Raw genomic sequence first — 18,373 nt, forward strand, 5'->3', positions numbered from 1 at the left:
CTTTGATTTTCATTGAGTATTAAAGTTCTTCAAAGGCCATCATGCCACCTTGGACATTGATAACCTCATAACCTTGTTCTGATAAGAATTGGCAAGCACGCGCCGATCTCATTCCAGATTTACAAATGACATAATGTAACTGATCCTTGTCCAATTGATCATAAGTATCAGCTAATTGACTCAGAGGAAGATTCTGAGTACCTTCTAAATGAAGAGCTTCAAACTCATCCACTTCTCTCACGTCCACTAAAGAAAGTCGGTCGTTTTGGTAAAGCTGGTAAAATGCGTCAAAGGTTATTTCTTTCATTCTTTTTCTCCTAATACTCTTCGAAAATCTCTTCAAACCACGTCAGCGGCGCCTTACCGTAGGTATGGTTACTGACTTCGTCAGTTCTATCCACAACCTCAAAACTGTGTTTTGAGCTGACTTCGTCAGTTCCATCCACAACCTCAAAGCTGTACTTTGAGCAGCCTGTGGCTAGCTTCCTAGTTTGCTCTTTGATTTTCATTGACTATAAAATGGTTTTAATTCTTTTTTTCAAATCTGGCACTACTTCTGCCTCAAACCAAGGATTTTTGGCCATCCAGATTTGATTTCGCGGTGAGGGGTGAACTAGCGGAAAATAGGTTGGCAAGTAGTTCTGGTAATGTTTTACCCGTTCTGTCACCTTGCCGCTGATTTTCTCCTGTAAATAGTAGGCTTGGGAATATTGCCCAATCAAGAGGGTCAACTGGATATCTGGTAATTCTTTCAAGAGCTGCGGATGCCATTTTTCTGCAAAACCGGTACGAGGTGGAAGATCGCCCGACTTGCCATGCCCTGGAAAGTAGAAATCCATGGGCAGAACTGCGAAATAACCTGAGTTGTAAAAGGTGTCTTCATCCACACCTAGCCACTCCCGCAAGCGGTCACCACTCTTGTCCTTCCAGTAAAGGCCTGCTTCTTGAGTTTTAAGTCCCGGTGCCTGACCGATGATATTGATGCGAGCAGTCTTTGGCGCCGCAAAGAGAGGTTCAATGCCGCGTTCTGTATAGCTGGCATTCTGCGGATCCACCATAATAGCCTGCTTAATTCTTTCGATTTGAGACATCTGTTTTCCCTCCAAAAAGAAGTCCAAGCATAAGATCTCAGACTTCTATCGTTTTATTTGATCAATTCATAGATAGCTTCGGCATAGATTGCTGCTGCGCGGAAGAGATCATCCAAGGCGATAAATTCATTGGCTTGGTGCATAGTATCAATAGAATCTGGGAACATGGCACCGTAGGCAACTCCGCGTTCGAGCAAGCGACCAAAGGTTCCACCACCGATGACTTGCTCGTGACCTTTAAGACCAGTTTGTTTTTCATAAACATTCAACAAGGTTTGCACAAGTGGATCTTCCATTGGCACATAGTGAGGGGTATGACCGTGCTCAGAAAGGCTAACAGAAGCAACTGGCAAGTTTTCAAGGGTTGACTTGATTTGTTCTGGACTTGTTCCTTTTGGATAGCGGATGTTGAGGGCAATGGTATTATCAGCGCTTGTTTCGTCAAAGCGGAAGACACCGGCATTCATAGAAAGGGCACCCATCTTTGCATCCACATGAGCAATCTTGAGATTTTCACCCTCATGGTCGTTCAAGAGAATTTTACCAGCGATGTCAAGGTAGTCTTCAGCTGGACCAGCAAAGTCAAACTGGCTAAGGAAGAGGGCTAGGTAAGTCGCACCATTGACACCTGAAGCAGGCATAGCACCGTGGGCTGATTTACCAATGATCGTCACCTTGTATTGGCCAGCTTCTTCTTGGAGTTCTCCTCTAAGTTTGTGTTCTGCAACAAAGGCATCTAGTTTAGCTTGCAAGTCAGCCAAATCACCTGAAACGACTGCTGTTGCTGATTCAGGTACCATATTTTCACGCAAACCACCTGTGAAGCTGTGAAGACAGGCTGCACCTGTATTTTCACCTGCAAAGTGAAGGTATTCCGTGATATTTCCTTTTTCACCATTGATGATAGGGAATTCAGCATCTGGAGAGAAACCGAAGTCTGGTTTTGCAAGTCCTACGTGCTCGAAGTAGTAGTCCATGTCTGCCCAGCCTGATTCTTCGTCTGTTCCGACAATAAAGCGAACTTTCTTAGAAGTTGGAAGCCCCAATTCTTTGATGATTTTCAAGCCATAGTAACAAGCTGTTGTAGGACCCTTGTCATCAGAAGCTCCACGCGCATAGAGGCGACCGTCTTTGATAGTTGGTGTGTAAGGGTCTGTGTCCCAACCGCTACCAGCTGGAACCACGTCCATGTGGGCAAAGATTCCGAGAACTTCTTCTCCATCACCAAACTCAAAATGTCCTGCGTAGTTGTCAACATTTTTAGTTGGGTAGCCATCGCGGTCTGCGATTTCAAGGAATTTTTCCAAGGCTTTTACCGGCCCAGGTCCAAATGGATGCTCAGCATCTGCCTTGCTATCGTCACGTTCAGAGTTGATTTCTAATAGGCTAAACAAGTCAGCCAAGAGGTCTTCTTTGCGTTTTTCTACTTCTGCTGTAAAATCAATTGCTGTCATTTTTTTCTTCTTCTTTCTATCTTTTCTCGATGATTTCATCTACTGGCAAACGGTAGCTTGGTTCTAATTTTTCGTCTGTGTAACCCACTGTAATCAAGAGTTCTGGACGGAAACGGTCTTCGATTTCCAAAACTTCGTTGACTTTTGATTTGTCAAAACCAAGAATCAGATTTGATCCGATTCCTTGGTCTGTAAGAGCCAAAACCAAGTTCATGGCAACCAGACCTGCATTGAGGGCTAGGTAGTCACTAACCTGTTGTTCATTGTAACGGGCAAATTCAGCAGGCAAATTTTTCATGAAGTATTGTAGTTGCTCTTCAGAAAAGTTATTAGCACCACCAACTCGGGCAATCTTACGAGCACGTTTAGCCAGATCTGTATCTGTAAACAGAGCAATGGTTACAGGTGCTGATGATACCTGCTCAAAGTTGGAACCATAAGCTAATTTTGCCAGTTCAGCATTTTTCTCACGAACCACCACAAATTTCCAAGGCTGGCTGTTGTGGGCGCTTGGTGCCAAGGTTGCAATTTCGATAGCCGTACGCACATCTTTGGGATCCACTGGCTTGTCAGTGAAATGCTTGGTCGCATGACGTTTTTTGTTTAATTCAAGAAATTTCATAATCGATTTCCTTTTCTAATTCTACTGCTTCCATTCTACCATAATTTGAAAGAGCTTGCAGATATTTTCCATGATTAAGTTTTTTTATCGCAACCATAAAAAACATATATTGGTTCATCAGGAAAATTTCTGATAAACTAGCAGATATCTTACATCTGAATGGAGACATTATGAAAAAATTTAGCCTATTACTAGCCATCCTACCATTTTTGGTTGCCTGTGGAAATCAAGCTACACCTAAAGAGACTAGTTCTCAAAAGACAATCGTCGTTGCAACAGCTGGTGATGTGCCACCATTTGACTACGAAGACAAGGGCAATCTGACAGGTTTCGATATCGAAGTTCTAAAGGCAGTGGATGAAAAACTCAGCGACTACGAGATTCAATTCCAAAGAACTGCCTGGGAGAGTATCTTCCCAGGACTTGATTCTGGTCACTATCAGGCTGCAGCTAATAACTTGAGTTATACAAAAGAACGTGCTGAGAAATACCTCTACTCACTTCCAATTTCGAATAATCCCCTCGTCCTCGTCAGTAACAAGAAAAATCCTCTGACTTCACTTGACCAAATCGCTGGCAAAACAACTCAAGAGGATACCGGAACTTCAAACGCTCAATTCATCAATAACTGGAATCAAAAACACACTGATAATCCTGCTACTATCGATTTTTCTGGTGAAGATATCGGTAAACGAATCCTAGACCTTGCTAACGGAGAGTTTGATTTCCTAGTTTTTGACAAGGTATCCGTGCAAAAGATTATCAAGGACCGTGGCTTAGACCTTTCTGTGGTTGACTTGCCTTCTGCCGATAGCCCCAGCAACTATATCGTTTTCTCAAGCGACCAAAAAGAGTTTAAAGAGCAATTTGATAAAGCACTCAAAGAACTCTACCAAAACGGAACACTCGAAAAACTCAGCAATACTTATCTAGGTGGTTCTTATCTTCCAGATAAATCTCAGTTACAATAATACTCTTCGAAAATCTCTTCAAACCACGTCAGCTTTATCTGCAACCTCAAAGCTGTGCTTTGAGCAACCTACGTCTAGCTTCCTAGTTTGCTCTTTAATTTTCATTGAGTATAAGATATACTAAAAGCGATTGGATCAGCCAATCGTTTTTAGTTTGCATTGGTTATTTTAGGAAACTCTTACAAAAAATCAAAAAAATTCTTCACATCCTCTATATACCCATGCTTTTCTATTAAGCTTGCTAATAATTCCAGATTGTGTCCCTGATAGTTATCTTCACGACGTAATTCTTCATACATTTCGATAAAGGGAAGCCCCTTGGACTTGGCCAATTCTAACTCAGCCTCGTAATCATAAGCAACTTTACGAAATTGTATATTGACCAATTCCCCATCTTCAACCTCTATCACGGCATACTGGGCACGGTGATTTTTTAACGCCTCCCAATTAAAATAGGGCATACCAATCGAACCTGGATTGATAATTTGTTGCCCTTGACTGCCATAACGAAGCAACTGCTTGTGAACATGACCATAGACTGCCACGTCCGTTTCCTCATCTAGTAGTTGGTCAAATTTCTCTGTATCATTCTCAACTAGCAAGTCACCACCATAGTTCTTATTTGGCAAATTATGAGAGATAGAAAAGCGCAAGCCGTCAATTTCTTTCTTTTCAAGCAAAGGCAAGTTTCGTAACCAGACAATCGTTGTAGAATCCATTCGCTCCATCAAAAACTGGGTCAATCGCATGAGCTGGACTTCCTGTGGGTCTTCTAAGCCATATTGCACATCTAAAGCCTCAAGGACACAATCATCCCAATTGCCTCGAACACTTGCCGTGATAGGAAGATCCTTTAGCAGGGTTACCAAGTCATTTGCACCTGGACCAGGAAGAAAAATATCTCCCAGAAGCCAGTATTCACTGACTCCTTGATTTTTAGCATCTGTAATCACTGCTTCTAAGGCCGTCGCATTGCCATGAATATCTGATAAAATTGCGATTTTATGGTTCATGATGGTCTCCTTCTGTTTGATAATCTACTCTTTCTTCCGCCACTTGAGCCAATTCCTCTTCTTCCTGCGGGTTCAACTTGTTTTGCACAGCCTCTGCAACAGCTCTAGGCACACCGACTTCGACAATCTCATCCACACTTGCTTCCTTGATTTTGGTCAAAGACTTGAAATGCTTCATGAGATTCTGCTTGCGTTTAGGTCCCAGCCCTTCAATTCCATCCAGTTGTGATGAAAAAGAATTTTTGGAGCGCAGTTGCCGGTGGAAAGTAATAGCAAAGCGGTGCACCTCATCTTGGATGCGTTGGAGGAGGAAAAATTCCTGAGAATTGCGAGACAACTCCACCACCTCAAGTGGATCTCCAAAGAGCAATTCATGAGTTTGGTGTTTATCATTCTTTTGCAGACCTGCAATGGGAATATCCAAGCCCAGCTCCTCTTGGATGACTTGCTTGGCTATATTGACTTGACCTGGTCCCCCATCAATCACAATCAAATCTGGAGGAGTCAAACCGTCACGCTGTACTCGACCATAGCGCCTGCGAATGACTTCTCTCATACTGGCATAGTCGTCTGGTCCGACGACAGTCTTGATTTTATACTTACGATAATCTTTTTTACTTGGTTTGCCGTTGACAAAGACCACCATGGCTGAAACAGGGCTAGTTCCCATGATATTAGAATTATCGAAGGACTCGATGCGGACTGGGGTCGGTATTTGGAGCAAACGACCTAGATTTTCAATAGCTCCTTGTGTCTTTTCGACAGATTTCTCTAGCAGGTTGAATTTCTGCTCTAGACTGACTCGAGCATTCTTTATAGCCAGATTGACCAGCTGCTTTTTCTCTCCACGCTGAGGCTTAAGAATCTTGGTGTCTACCAAAGCCTTGACAGCTTCTTCGTCAATATCCTGTGGAATCAGTACCTCATTGGGAACCAGGTGGGATTTTTCTTGATAGAATTGTCCTACATAGGTCAAGAAATCCTCATCCGGATCGTTGTAGTAGGGAAAAAGATTGACATCCCGCTCAATGAGTTTTCCCTGACGAACAAAGAAAACCTGAACACACATCCAACCCTTGTCCACATAGTAGCCAAAGACATCCCGATTCTGGAGATCCTTAGCCATGACCCGTTGCTTGGTCCGAAGCGTTCCAATGGCCTGAATTAGGTCACGGTATTCCGCTGCACGCTCAAATTCCATAGTCTGGGCTGCCGCTGCCATTTTTCCCTTAAGATCATCGATGATTTTGTCATCCTGTCCTTTTAAGAAGTCAGAAACCTCCTGAGCCATAGACTTGAAGTAGGCCTCATCCTTCTTACAGATAGTGTGGGCCATACATTGACCGATATGGTAGTAAAAACAGACCTTAGACGGCGGATTCGTACACTTACGAAAAGGGAAAATTCGATCCAGCAGCCGCTTGATTTCATTGGCTGCCCCCACATCTGGGTAAGGTCCAAAGTAGAGACCGCCGTCCTTTTTGACCTGACGGGTAATAATCAAACGAGGATAGCGCTCATTGGTGATTTTGATGAAGGGATAGGACTTATCATCCTTGAGCATGATATTGTATTTAGGCTTATTTTCCTTGATCAGATTAATTTCTAGGAGAAGTGCCTCAATATTAGACTCCGTAACAATAAATTCAAAATCCACAATTTCAGACACCAAGGCCTCTGTCTTGGTATCGTGACTCCCACGGAAATAAGATCTCACGCGGTTACGCAGATTTTTTGCCTTTCCTACATAGATAATGGTGCCGTTTTTATCCTTGTGAATGTAGCAACCAGGGCTGGTCGGCAAGAGCTCTAGTTTTGATTTAATCAAGTTGTTCATAATTCCATTATAGCAAAAAAGTAGGGAAAGATAGTCCCCTACTCACTAGTCTCATATAATTTTCGAAGTCTTTCAACATCCTCTTTCTGGATACCATAAAATGAACCCGCAGGTTGCATGACAGACTTCTCATCTGTATGGTCCAAGCCAATCGCATGACCCAACTCATGTTCTGCAGTATGGACAATGCGCTCATAGGAATAGCCATAGTTAGGATTGGACAGATAATAGTGATTCAACCGCACCGTGACAGACAAGAATTGCCCCGTCAAGAGATTGGTCTGACTTTCCGCTTCTCCTGCCACAGGAGTACCTCCGTCATTCATCTCCGTAGCCAAGATATCTGCCTTGCTGGACTCAGTCACAAGTTCAAAATGAAAGGCACCAGTTTGATTCCAGTTCTGAATTGCTTCTAAATATGCCTCTTGAAAGCGTGAATCCATCTGCGGATCCAAGTAAATACGAGCAGAAGCCTGTGGCCATCTTCCTTCAGAATGCTGGTGGCTATCTGTCTGGTTCAACTTAGGCAGTTGCCCTGTTCTTTCCCATTGGTCGATACTTTGTTGACCAATTTTTACTGACCGTTCTGCTTGCTTCAGCGCCCCTTGAAAATCCCCGTTCAGATACCAGAGAAATCCAAAAGCAAGAGTACATAAAAGCAAAACAATCCAAACCAGACGCCAAAACAAACGCCAAATAAAATAAAAGAAAGCCCCTATCAAACGAAAAAGCCAACGCATATCTCTCCACCTTTCTAGCAAATAAAGTCTATTTTACTAAAACAAGCTGAAAGAAAGCTAAATACTGGCTTTTTCATCTTAACGTCCTACTATTTTTTTGAATAACTGAATAGCTTTGTATTTTAAAGGCGATGGATGATAACGGAAAGTTCCTGCTTTACGTACAATATAGCCATTAAAATTTTGTTTAAAACGCAAAACACCATCACTACCATCAAAAATCCCTTGAATGCCTAGGAAGTTGTATTTAGGTATTCCACGTTTTATGCTTTCCAACATAACATATTTTTGAAGCAGTGCAGGCGCATAGAACTTATTAAACTCAGTGTAAGAACCACTAAAGAGATAAGTCGTTTCCTGAGGCATATAAACAAATAAACTCCCGGCTAAAACAATATCTTCTTCTCCATATTTTTCAATCAAGTCTCGCGCTTCTGCTTTTCGAACTTCAAACGTTTCAAATTGACTAGAATATTCTCTCAGCTGATTTTGTTTTTTCTCAGAATGAGGATTTTTACTCAAATCAAGTCGCAACTTGCCCAAGATTTCTTCTAGTTTACTTTGTTCACCTTGCAATTTGCTCATATAGTCCGAAAAATTCAAGGTTGCTATGAGAAACTCCGCTTGTTCTCCAAATGAATCATAAAAGTGCTCATAATATTCTAAACTTTTATCACTGTATTCTCTACGTTCAGAGGTTTCTTTTGTTATATTCTTAAAAATCGATAGTTCTTCACGTTGTAACTTTTTCAACCGAATGCCAAACGTTTCAGCCTTTTTCACCAAGGGTTTACCCTTTTTGCTAAAACTTTTAAGCAAATTCTTTTCAGTTAATTCAGTCAAATCTTTATAGTATAACCAATCTGGTTCTCCACCTGGATAACCTGTTGTCAATCCATCAAATTGATAACCTAAATCAGTTAAAGCTTGAATGATACTTTTTTTCTCAGTATCTATTGGATTACCTTCACTATCAAAAGTTTGATAAGTTTCATAAGGTTTTACAAGCAACTCTAATACACCATTTTGCTTGGCATATTCTTTTAACTCCGCATAAAAAACTGGAAGAGCATCTTGTTGGGTATAAATCGGCCCCGAATTGATCTCCATATGCAGGCCACCCAGCATGGGCAAGCTATAAACCAGAGCTGCAACTTGAATTTCTCCTTCTTGTTTCAAAGCTAGATAAACAATTCGAGCCCCTCTTTTTTCTAACAAGTCCCCCATCTGAACAGATTGCATAAAGGAACGAGAAGAAACCTGATCAGAATAAGTACGAAACTCTTCTTTCGTGAGTGTAGTTAGTGCCATATACTTACTTTCTATGTTTTTTTCTTAATGTTTTACGGAAATCAAGAGCAAGTCTTAACAGAGGATAGAGAGGATGGATAGGCATTGTAAATTCTCCCAAATATTCTTCAATCGTTGGATTAAATTTTTCCTTAAAATGATAAAGTCCACCATTGAGAGAGTTTTCAACACCACCTAAATTTTGCCACAACATACCTCGCTCAAAGGCATAGCGAGCCGTTTCATACCAAGTTAAAATTGGTGCATTGTAACGTTTAAAATCATCATCCATACCAGCATATAGATTGACAGAGGTAATACCAAATTCCAAACTCAAAGTAGCCGCTAACGGAATGTTTGATTTTCCCATATTCATATATCCCTGCAAGAAATCTATTTCCTCTTCTAAACGTTCTTTTTCTTTTATATTTTCCTGAATTTTTGAAGATTTGGTTGCATCATTAAATTTTTCTGCAACTACTCTATTTTTTTCTAACTGTTCTTCTAATTCTCTTAAACGCTTAGAAACATCCAAACTCGTTAGCGTGATATAAGAATCTTCTTTGAAGTTATCTAATAATTTTTTATAATAGGCTTCGTTTCTTAAATGAATCTCTTTTCGCTTCTCAGTTTTTTTCATCAACTCCGAAAATGAATCTAATAGTTCCAGTCCACCATATTGAATCTCAAGCCCTTTATTTCGTGCTGTTCGGATAGCTTGCCTCGTTGATTTAGAAAGTTTATCTTCTTCAAAATTTTCCTTATATATTTTCGCCTGAATACGAGGCTGAATGGTGTCATCCATCTCGGTTGTCCGCCCAGACCATTTCACTCCTAATTGCCCTAAAATCTCAACAATAGCAAGATTTTCAGGATATTCTATCTTATCTTGATTGACCAAATATTGAGATAGACAAATACTTGGATCGAAAGTCACAAAAACCGCTCTCTTACTGCGAGCATAAGACTTAATGGACTGCAGGACAAACTTTAAAAGTTCTATATCCCTGTAATCCAATATAGGACCTCTTGGAATATAAAACATTTTATAGCCTAAAGGCAGAGATTTTATGAGAATACTAGCCACAGCCAGTAACTTCCCCTCTTCATAGACACCAAATTTCTCATGATTCCAATCAGATTTCACTTTTTCCCAAGCACTGCTTTGTAATACATTAGCTAATTCATGTTCTTTGACAAACTGATCATATTCTAATGTGGGAATGCCAATTTGATAACGGTACATTTCCTACTCTCTTTCCTCCAGTATCTTATTACTATTCTACTACTTTCGTTTAAAAAGTCTAGTGAAAACATATTTTATTTTAGTTCTACTCCCCCTATACTGAAGTTCAAACTAACTCAATCTCTCTTCTAATTTGAAATCAATTGGCAGAGTTCCTAGAAACCGTTCCAATTGTTTTTCCCAATAGTACCATTCGTGAGTTCCAGCGCTATGGCTATAGGTCACATCAAATCCCAGCTTTTTGAGGTTTTTCACTGCTAGATTATTGGCTTCATACAAGAAATCCTGCTCGCCACACCAAGCCCACAGCTTGGTCTTTTTATCCGATTTTTTAGCCAGACTTTCAAGCGAATAGGGACTAGTTGTCCAATCTTTAATCTCTCCAAAAACACCTCTCCAGTAAGCTGGTGTCCCCAGATTTTGGCTTTCAGGAGAAAAATCTTGAAAACTAAGGGCGCCTGAAAAGCTAGCTGCACGAGAGAAACGATTTGTAGCAAGAGCCAATTTAAAACAGCCGTAACCTCCCATAGAGAGACCAGCGATAAAGGTCTTTTCACGCTTGCTAGTCATATTAGGGAAGAAGCGTTTCAAAACCTTTGGCAATTCCTCTGCTAGAGCTGTGTAATAGTCAAAACCATACTGGGTATCGGTGTACCAACCATTGCTGGTATTAGGCATGACAGCGATGAGATTAGTTCCTCGAAGCAATCGTTCTACGTTGGTCCGCTTGAGCCAACTATTATGATTGCCAGACATCCCGTGCAAGAGGTACAAGACGGGAATATCTTCACACTCTGGTTCTTCCACTCTATTGGCGTCAGGATAGAGGACATTCACTCCCCACTCCATATCCAAAACTTGTGAGTAATACTCGATGTTCATTACTGCCATAATTTTTTCCTCTATTTTTCTATAAGAAAAAGCCGAAATTCGACTTTCTCTCCGTTTATTTCAACGATTATTTTGCTTCCATGACTACTGGTAAAATAGCTGGACGACGCTTAGTTTGGTCAAAGAGATACTTGGTCAGATTATCACGAACCTTCCCTTTAAGATCTGCCCAGTCAAAGTCATCTCCTTGAAGATAGTCTTCTACCGTTTGGTTAATCAATTCTGAACTTTCACGGAGAATATCGCGGCTCTTCTTGAGATAAACAAATCCACGCGTGTGAACACGAGCCTTGGCCACAATTTTCTTCTCACGACGGTTAACGGTGATTGCTACGATGAAAATGCCATCCTCTGACAAGACCTTACGGTCACGAAGAACCACATTACCAACATCACCAATGGCATTCCCGTCAATCAAGACATCCCCTGCTGAAACCGCGCCAGCTGGGACAAAGTCTCCATTCTCATAAGCCATGCTTGTTCCCTTTTTAGGGATGAAAATGCGTTCTGGCAGCATCCCGACCGCCATAGCCGCCTTAGCATGGGCATCCAACTCACGGTATTCCCCTTGAATTGGAAAGAGATACTTGGGTTGCAAGAGATTAATCATCAACTGCAAATCACGCGCATTTCCGTGACCTGACACACGCAAGCTTTGGGTGATCAGTTTGACAACCCCGCCAGCTTGGTAAATCATGTTTTCCACACGCGCCATGACTGCTTCTTTGGCGATAGATGGAGTCGTTACGATATAGACCAGGTCACCGTCCTTGATTTCCACATAACGATGGCGACCAATCGACATCTTTCGAAGACCGTTGATAGGCTCACCCATACGACCTGTCTCAAGGATAATCAACTCATGATCCTCAAAGCGAGACATATCTTTCGGCTTAATCAAAAGACTCTCGTTAGCTAGAGACAATTTCTTAAGGCGAATAGCAGTACGGACAATATTTTCAATATCGAATCCTGTCAAGACCACACGACGGCCTGTTGCATCCGCAGCGTCAAACACCTGCTGGATACGAGAGAGGTTGCTGGCTACTGCTGCAACAATGATACGACCATCCCAGTCCGAAATGGTTTGAGTGATCTCGTCCCCAACTTCACTTTCGCTAGCCACTTGGACATTGCTATCTGCATTGGCTGAGTCACTGAGCAGAGCTAGAACTCCATCACGACCGATTTCTGCCAAGCGAGCGAAGTCTGTCGCATAAGATTCACTAGCTGTCTGGTCAAATTTGAAGTCACCTGTGTAAACAATACTACCTTCAGCTGTCTTCAAGACCACACCCAGACTTTCTGGAATAGAGTGGGTCGTACGGAAGAAGGACACCACAGTTCCTCCAAAATCAATCTCCGTATCCTCATCAATGACATGGAAATCATTGAATTTCTTAACTGTGTCATTTCCTTTGACAAAGAGTTTGGCCAACTCAATGGTCAGCTCAGACCCAAATACAGGGACCTTGGCTTCAGCCAAGAGATAAGGCAGAGCACCAATAGCATCCGCATGTCCGTGGGTCAAGAAGACGCCAGCGATACGGTCGCTATTTTCAAAAAGGTAGTCCATGTTTGGAATGACTACATCCACCCCTAGTTGTTCATTTTCAGGATATTTCAGACCTGCATCCAAAACGAAAATAGATCCATCGATTTCAGCGATATACATATTTTTCCCGTTTTCACGTACACCACCAAGTGTTGTTAAACTGATATTACTCATTTTTCCTCCGAAAGCTTAATTTATCTTGATTATAGGGTTACTTACCCTTTTATTCTAAAAGCACTACTTTTAGCCGAATCTTTTCCTACCATTATACCATTTTTTTGATGATTTTCAAAATGAAGATTTGTTTTCAAAAAAGAGCTGGTTGCCCAACTCTTTCCTACGTCTACTCTTTTTCCATTAAAAAGTCATAAATTTCTTGCACGGTACCCAGCGCCATCATTTCTTGGTCTTTGACGGTTTGTTTGAGATTTTGGTAAATCTGACTTTCTCCGATTTCCCGCTTCGGTGCCTCTTTATTCACTGTCATGACACCATCTTTGATCGTCACAAAGCCTAGCTCTTCAAATACTTGAATCATCTTGACCAGCAAGATTTGTTGGATATTGAGATAAGCCGCCAAATCCTTCAGTTTATAGCGAATATCAAACTCTGGGAACTGGTAGATGGTTTTGTACAATTTTGCAAACTGCTCTCTAGTCCCATACCCCGTCAGATAGTAGGCCTTATCAATATCATTTTTGAAATAGACAGCGGAAAAATTCTGTTTCTGAAAAATGGTCTTCAACTGAGTAATGTCCTCAGGAATGTTTTTCACGACAACAGCTTCACTATTTACTAGACTCGGTAATTCTCCAGCAAAATCCAAGACTGGAACTCCTTCTGGCAAAACTGCATTTTTCCCACGGATATTAAATAGTTGAACACCCTCCACACGCGCATCCACCATCATCAACTGCAGGGCAGTTTGGCCATTCCATTGGTTGACAGACAATTTGACTGCCAGCTCTAGATTTTTGGTTTGAGAAAACTCTGTCACCCATCCGCCTTGGCCAAAGGCTACCACTTCAAAACTCGCCTCACCTTTGGAAATTTTCAGTTTGAGATGGGCGTTTCCTGCTCCCATAGTACGAGCACTTTCGACCTGAAAATCCTTGATATAAAAGACAGGTTTCTGATTGTTCATTCCAAAGGGAGCTAAACGTTCAAAACTTTTGACCGTTTCCAAGCTAAGTGTCTCCAAGTCTAGCTCTTCATCTAAGTTTAACTTGTTCTTGCCAGCAGCATCTGTACCTTTTTCACGGACATAATCTTCCAAAACCTGAGATAAATCTGAGAGTTTCTCCACTTCCAGCGTCATTCCTGCTGCGCCAGCATGGCCACCAAAGGCGATAAAGAGGTCTCTATGAGGATCCAGAGCCTCAAAAATATCGACCGCTTCCACGCTACGAGCACTACCCTTGGCACGACCGTCCTCTATATTGAGAACGATGACTGTCTGCCCTAGTTCTTCCAACAAACGACCAGCCACGATACCTAGAACCCCAGGATTCCAGCCTTCCTTGGCCAAGACCTGGACCTTCTTCTCAGTATCCACCATGGTCTTAGCTTCTTCATAGATAGACTGGACGATTTCCTTGCGCTCTTCGTTTTTCTGATGAATCATAAGGGCAATCTCATGCGCCTCCTCGTCGTCAAATCCAGTCAGCAAATCAATGGCAGGATTAGGATCATCCAAGCGGCCTAAGGCATTCAAACGAGGGGCAATCTGAAAACCAACCGTTTCTTCTGTTACTTCGTTGGCGGCAATCCCAGCCATGTCCAGCATTTCTTGTAAACCAATGCGCTGAGTGTGTCCCAACATTTCCAGACCATATTGAACTAATATACGGTTCTCACCTGTCAAACTCACCATATCAGCAATGGTACCAATAGCGACCAAATCAAGCAATTCCACTTGCACTTCTTCTAACAGGGCACAAGCCAGCTTGAAGGCCACTCCACAACCAGCCAAATATTTAAAAGGATAATCCGCATCAGGGTGTTCAGGGTGAACGATGGCATAGGCATCAGGCAGGGTTTCAGGCATGGAATGATGGTCGGTCACAATGACATCTACTCCCATAGACTGGGCCAATTCAATAGCCTCATGACCAGCAACCCCATTGTCAACCGTCACAATCAAGGAAATTCCTTCTTGCTCGATAAAGTATTTATAAACACTAGCATTTGGACCATAGCCATCAGTAAAACGATTGGGCAAGTAAACACGGCACTCAGCGCCAAGCTGTTCCAAACTTTCCTTCACAATAGAAGCCGAAGTCATACCATCCGCATCATAGTCACCGTAAACGAGGATATTTTCCCCTTCTTCAATGGCCTGACGAATACGAGCCACTGCCTTGTCCATATCATGGAGCAAAAAAGGGTCGTGCAAGTCCTCCAAGGAAGGTTCTAAAAACTTCTTCAGACTTTCTTGGTCCTGAATTCCTCTCTCAAACAATAACCGAGCCACCTCAGAACCCAGTCCAGCCTTCTTGGCTATCTTTGTAAAATCCGCATCTTCAACCTGCGGGGCAAATTGCCATTCATAAGTAGGTGTTATCAAAAAGACATCCACTCTTTCTAAGAATTCTATTGCTTCATTATAACATGATTTAGACGTTTTCTCTATCCAGATTGCTTTTTTATAAAATTTTAGTGAATTTTTTCAGATATGATTTGACAAGGCCATTCTTTTGGTGTAGAATCGTGTTATAAAATCTGACACAAAGGAGATTCCTTATGGCTTTAGTAGAATTTGAACACGTCGAAAAATATTACGGAGACTACCATGCACTCCGCGACATCAATCTCCGTTTTGAAAAAGGACAAGTCGTTGTCCTACTCGGACCATCTGGTTCTGGGAAATCCACTCTTATCCGCACCATCAATGGTTTGGAGGCTGTTGACAAGGGAAGCCTTCTAGTAAATGGTCACCAAGTTGCTGGTGCCAGCCAGAAAGATTTGGTACCTCTTCGCAAGGAAGTCGGCATGGTTTTCCAACATTTTAACCTCTACCCTCACAAAACAGTGTTAGAAAACGTAACACTTGCACCCATAAAAGTTCTAGGAATTGATAAAAAAGAAGCTGAAAAAACAGCTCAAAAATATCTGGAATTTGTAAATATGTGGGACAAGAAAGATTCCTATCCAGCCATGCTATCTGGTGGACAAAAGCAACGGATTGCCATTGCACGTGGACTCGCTATGCATCCGGAACTCCTTCTCTTTGATGAACCAACATCTGCCCTAGACCCTGAAACCATCGGCGATGTTCTGGCAGTTATGCAAAAATTGGCCCACGATGGTATGAATATGATTGTCGTTACCCATGAAATGGGCTTCGCCCGTGAAGTTGCCGACCGCATCATCTTTATGGCTGACGGAGAAGTTTTGGTGGATACGACAGATGTCGATGACTTTTTCGACAATCCAAGCGAACCTCGTGCCCAACAATTCCTCAGCAAAATCATCAACCACGAAAGTGACAAAGTCAAATAAGGAGGCGCCTATGAAAAAGAAATTCTTTTTATCCGCATTATTGATTAGCCTTTTCGGCCTTACTGCTGCAAAACCAGTTCAGGCTGATACCAGTGTCGCAGACATTCAAAAGAGAGGCGAGCTGGTTGTCGGTGTCAAACAAGACGTTCCCAATTTCGGCTACAAGGATCCTAAGACTGGGACCTATTCTGGTATCGAAACTGACCTGGCCAAGATGGTAGCTGATGAGCTCAAGGTCAAGGTTCGCTATGTGCCTGTTACCGCACAAACCCGTGGACCACTCCTAGACAATGAACAGGTCGATATGGATATCGCGACCTTTACCATCACAGACGAACGCAAAAAACTCTACAACTTTACCAGCCCTTACTACACAGATGCTTCTGGATTTTTGGTCAATAAATCTGCCAAAATCAAAAAGATTGAGGACCTAAACGGCAAAACCATCGGAGTTGCCCAAGGTTCCATCACCCAACGCCTGATTACTGAACTGGGTAAAAAGAAAGGTCTGAAGTTTAAATTCGTCGAACTTGGTTCCTACCCAGAATTGATTACTTCCCTGCACGCTCACCGTATTGATGCCTTTTCCGTTGACCGCTCGATTCTGTCTGGCTACATCAGCAAGCGCACAGTACTACTAGATGATAGTTTCAAGCCATCTGACTACGGTATCGTTACCAAGAAATCAAATACTGAGCTCAGCGACTATCTTGATACCTTGCTCACTAAATGGAGCAAGGACGGTAGTTTGCAGAAGCTTTATGACCGTTACAAGCTCAAACCATCTAGCCATACCGCAGATTAAGGAGGACACCCCATGACAGATTTATCATCTTGGACAGCCTATTTTCAGGATTTTGGACAATTTTTCAATGGTTTCCTCTTCACTCTTGCCCTAGCGATTGGATCCTTTATCCTCGCCATGGTCTTAGGAATCTTCTTTGGAGCCATGTCAACCAGTAAACGTCCAATTTTACGCATTTTAGCTCGCATCTTTGTTGAATTTTACCAAAATACTCCCCTCTTGGTGCAGTTTGTTATCGTTTTTTATGGCCTACCTCTTATCAGTGACCATATCATCATGATTCCGATTTATTGGACGGCTGTACTCTGCGTGGGACTCTATCACGGCGCCTATATCGCTGAAGTGATTCGTTCAGGTATTCAGTCTATTCCTAGCGGTCAGATGGAGGCTGCCTTATCGCAAGGTTTTACCTATATCAGTGCCATGCGCTTGATTATCTTACCTCAGGCCTTTCGTATCATTCTCCCTCCTTTGACCAACCAAATCGTCAACCTCATCAAGAATACCTCCACAGTCGCTATCATCTCTGGAGTGGACCTGATGTTTGTGACCAAGTCTTGGTCAGCACTTAACGGAAACTACATTCCAGCCTTTCTAGGCGCTGCCCTTCTCTACTTCTCTCTATGCTTCCCTGTTGCCCAGTTTGGTCGCAAGATGGAGCAAGCCAACAAAAAAGCCTATTCACTTTAGGAGGTTACTATGGAATCCATTTTAGAAGTTTTGACCCCAGATAACCTAATCTTTATCTTTAAAGGATTTGGCTTGACCCTCTACATTTCTCTGATTGCCATCATCCTCTCTACCTTTATCGGTACGGTGCTAGCCGTCATGAGAAATGGCAAAAATCCTATCTTGCGCATCATCTCCAGCATTTACATCGAGTTTGTGCGTAACGTTCCCAACCTCCTCTGGATTTTCACTATCTTTTTAGTCTTTAAGATGAAGTCCACTCCAGCAGGTATTACAGCCTTCACTCTCTTTACCTCAGCAGCCTTGGCTGAGATTATCCGAGGCGGTCTCAATGCCGTAGACAAGGGACAGTACGAAGCAGGAATGTCTCAAGGATTTACCTCAGCCCAAATCCTCTATCACATCATTCTCCCACAAGCTATTCGTAAAATGCTGCCAGCCATCATTTCTCAGTTTGTAACCGTGATTAAGGATACCAGTCTTCTCTACTCTGTTATCGCCCTACAAGAGCTCTTTGGAGCTAGCCAAATTCTCATGGGCCGTTATTTCGAACCAGAGCAAGTCTTCAGTCTGTATATCCTGATCGCCCTCATCTACTTCAGCTTTAATCTAGCCATTTCTAGCCTGTCTCATATGCTGGCCAAACGTTGGCAACAAGCTGCAGAAT

The 18,373-nt window shown here is 42.3% G+C and carries 17 protein-coding genes; 5 read left to right on the forward strand and 12 right to left on the reverse strand.

The features are described 5' to 3' along the window. Positions 1-19: 19 nt before the first annotated feature. The 4 genes from HMPREF1048_RS02715 to HMPREF1048_RS02735 form a co-directional block, all read right to left on the reverse strand. Positions 20-307 carry a rhodanese-like domain-containing protein gene (locus tag HMPREF1048_RS02715; RefSeq protein ID WP_000659162.1) on the reverse strand — a complete coding sequence of 96 codons (288 nt, stop codon included), beginning with the start codon at positions 305-307 and terminating at the stop codon, positions 20-22. A gap of 205 nt (positions 308-512) precedes the next feature. After that, on the reverse strand, positions 513-1,091 hold the full coding sequence (locus HMPREF1048_RS02725) for a uracil-DNA glycosylase family protein (protein ID WP_000078161.1): 579 nt from the start codon (positions 1,089-1,091) through the stop codon (positions 513-515). Positions 1,092-1,144: 53 nt separating this feature from the next. Beyond that, a complete protein-coding gene (pepV, locus tag HMPREF1048_RS02730) occupies positions 1,145-2,545 on the reverse strand; it encodes a dipeptidase PepV (protein ID WP_000125032.1) in 1,401 nt (466 codons plus the stop codon). A gap of 16 nt (positions 2,546-2,561) precedes the next feature. Next, positions 2,562-3,167, reverse strand: coding sequence for a nitroreductase family protein (locus tag HMPREF1048_RS02735; RefSeq protein WP_000670166.1), 606 nt, complete (start codon positions 3,165-3,167; stop codon positions 2,562-2,564). Positions 3,168-3,337: 170 nt separating this feature from the next. Here HMPREF1048_RS02735 and HMPREF1048_RS02740 point away from each other — a divergent pair, with 170 nt between their 5' ends. Then, positions 3,338-4,138, forward strand: a complete 801-nt coding sequence (locus HMPREF1048_RS02740; RefSeq protein WP_000714640.1) for an amino acid ABC transporter substrate-binding protein — start codon at positions 3,338-3,340, stop codon at positions 4,136-4,138. Positions 4,139-4,317: 179 nt separating this feature from the next. Here HMPREF1048_RS02740 and HMPREF1048_RS02745 read toward each other — a convergent pair whose 3' ends face one another. The 8 genes from HMPREF1048_RS02745 to recJ all read right to left on the reverse strand — a co-directional run bounded on the left by HMPREF1048_RS02745 (position 4,318) and on the right by recJ (position 15,276). Beyond that, positions 4,318-5,151, reverse strand: a complete 834-nt coding sequence (locus tag HMPREF1048_RS02745; protein ID WP_001015762.1) for a metallophosphoesterase family protein — start codon at positions 5,149-5,151, stop codon at positions 4,318-4,320. Next, positions 5,141-6,988: an excinuclease ABC subunit UvrC gene (uvrC, locus tag HMPREF1048_RS02750; protein WP_001061121.1), complete on the reverse strand. Its 1,848-nt coding sequence runs from the start codon at positions 6,986-6,988 to the stop codon at positions 5,141-5,143. The genes HMPREF1048_RS02745 and uvrC overlap by 11 nt, the downstream gene beginning before the upstream one ends. 38 nt (positions 6,989-7,026) lie before the next feature. Beyond that, positions 7,027-7,728, reverse strand: a complete 702-nt coding sequence (locus HMPREF1048_RS02755) for a M57 family metalloprotease (RefSeq protein ID WP_001267419.1) — start codon at positions 7,726-7,728, stop codon at positions 7,027-7,029. 78 nt (positions 7,729-7,806) lie between these two features. After that, entirely contained in the window at positions 7,807-9,039 is a 1,233-nt protein-coding gene (gene murN, locus HMPREF1048_RS02760; protein ID WP_001229523.1) for a peptidoglycan bridge formation alanyltransferase MurN, read from the reverse strand. Positions 9,040-9,043: 4 nt separating this feature from the next. Continuing rightward, positions 9,044-10,264, reverse strand: coding sequence for a peptidoglycan bridge formation alanyltransferase MurM (locus HMPREF1048_RS02765; RefSeq protein ID WP_000286579.1), 1,221 nt, complete (start codon positions 10,262-10,264; stop codon positions 9,044-9,046). 111 nt (positions 10,265-10,375) lie between these two features. Then, positions 10,376-11,155: an alpha/beta hydrolase gene (locus HMPREF1048_RS02770; protein ID WP_000290061.1), complete on the reverse strand. Its 780-nt coding sequence runs from the start codon at positions 11,153-11,155 to the stop codon at positions 10,376-10,378. Positions 11,156-11,222: 67 nt separating this feature from the next. Continuing rightward, on the reverse strand, positions 11,223-12,884 hold the full coding sequence (locus tag HMPREF1048_RS02775; protein ID WP_000065616.1) for a ribonuclease J: 1,662 nt from the start codon (positions 12,882-12,884) through the stop codon (positions 11,223-11,225). Between the two features lie 169 nt (positions 12,885-13,053). Further along, a complete protein-coding gene (recJ, locus tag HMPREF1048_RS02780; protein WP_004248164.1) occupies positions 13,054-15,276 on the reverse strand; it encodes a single-stranded-DNA-specific exonuclease RecJ in 2,223 nt (740 codons plus the stop codon). Positions 15,277-15,452: 176 nt separating this feature from the next. Between recJ and HMPREF1048_RS02785 the strand changes: the two genes are divergently transcribed. The 4 genes from HMPREF1048_RS02785 to HMPREF1048_RS02800 all read left to right on the forward strand — a co-directional run. Further along, the gene (locus tag HMPREF1048_RS02785) at positions 15,453-16,211 is read left to right on the forward strand and encodes an amino acid ABC transporter ATP-binding protein (protein WP_001229569.1); all 759 of its coding nucleotides are present in this window, start codon (positions 15,453-15,455) and stop codon (positions 16,209-16,211) included. Between the two features lie 10 nt (positions 16,212-16,221). After that, complete coding sequence (locus HMPREF1048_RS02790) at positions 16,222-17,016, forward strand: transporter substrate-binding domain-containing protein (protein ID WP_000726180.1); 795 nt, start codon at positions 16,222-16,224, stop codon at positions 17,014-17,016. Between the two features lie 12 nt (positions 17,017-17,028). Beyond that, complete coding sequence (locus HMPREF1048_RS02795) at positions 17,029-17,706, forward strand: amino acid ABC transporter permease (protein WP_000131137.1); 678 nt, start codon at positions 17,029-17,031, stop codon at positions 17,704-17,706. 9 nt (positions 17,707-17,715) lie between these two features. After that, positions 17,716-18,373: amino acid ABC transporter permease (locus HMPREF1048_RS02800; RefSeq protein WP_000443848.1), on the forward strand; the 658-nt coding region annotated here is incomplete at its 3' end.

Origin of the sequence: Streptococcus mitis SK575 (assembly GCF_000257865.1) — a bacterium.
GTDB classification, from domain to species: Bacteria; Bacillota; Bacilli; order Lactobacillales; family Streptococcaceae; genus Streptococcus; species Streptococcus mitis_CQ.

What these genes read in the sequence shown, in the direction of transcription:
- HMPREF1048_RS02715 (WP_000659162.1), bottom strand. Translation starts at nt 307, where the DNA reads ATGAAAGAAATAACCTTTGACGCATTTTACCAGCTTTACCAAAACGAC.
- HMPREF1048_RS02725 (WP_000078161.1), bottom strand. Translation starts at nt 1,091, where the DNA reads ATGTCTCAAATCGAAAGAATTAAGCAGGCTATTATGGTGGATCCGCAG.
- pepV (WP_000125032.1), bottom strand. Translation starts at nt 2,545, where the DNA reads ATGACAGCAATTGATTTTACAGCAGAAGTAGAAAAACGCAAAGAAGAC.
- HMPREF1048_RS02735 (WP_000670166.1), bottom strand. Translation starts at nt 3,167, where the DNA reads ATGAAATTTCTTGAATTAAACAAAAAACGTCATGCGACCAAGCATTTC.
- HMPREF1048_RS02740 (WP_000714640.1), top strand. Translation starts at nt 3,338, where the DNA reads ATGAAAAAATTTAGCCTATTACTAGCCATCCTACCATTTTTGGTTGCC.
- HMPREF1048_RS02745 (WP_001015762.1), bottom strand. Translation starts at nt 5,151, where the DNA reads ATGAACCATAAAATCGCAATTTTATCAGATATTCATGGCAATGCGACG.
- uvrC (WP_001061121.1), bottom strand. Translation starts at nt 6,988, where the DNA reads ATGAACAACTTGATTAAATCAAAACTAGAGCTCTTGCCGACCAGCCCT.
- HMPREF1048_RS02755 (WP_001267419.1), bottom strand. Translation starts at nt 7,728, where the DNA reads ATGCGTTGGCTTTTTCGTTTGATAGGGGCTTTCTTTTATTTTATTTGG.
- murN (WP_001229523.1), bottom strand. Translation starts at nt 9,039, where the DNA reads ATGGCACTAACTACACTCACGAAAGAAGAGTTTCGTACTTATTCTGAT.
- HMPREF1048_RS02765 (WP_000286579.1), bottom strand. Translation starts at nt 10,264, where the DNA reads ATGTACCGTTATCAAATTGGCATTCCCACATTAGAATATGATCAGTTT.
- HMPREF1048_RS02770 (WP_000290061.1), bottom strand. Translation starts at nt 11,155, where the DNA reads ATGGCAGTAATGAACATCGAGTATTACTCACAAGTTTTGGATATGGAG.
- HMPREF1048_RS02775 (WP_000065616.1), bottom strand. Translation starts at nt 12,884, where the DNA reads ATGAGTAATATCAGTTTAACAACACTTGGTGGTGTACGTGAAAACGGG.
- HMPREF1048_RS02785 (WP_001229569.1), top strand. Translation starts at nt 15,453, where the DNA reads ATGGCTTTAGTAGAATTTGAACACGTCGAAAAATATTACGGAGACTAC.
- HMPREF1048_RS02790 (WP_000726180.1), top strand. Translation starts at nt 16,222, where the DNA reads ATGAAAAAGAAATTCTTTTTATCCGCATTATTGATTAGCCTTTTCGGC.
- HMPREF1048_RS02795 (WP_000131137.1), top strand. Translation starts at nt 17,029, where the DNA reads ATGACAGATTTATCATCTTGGACAGCCTATTTTCAGGATTTTGGACAA.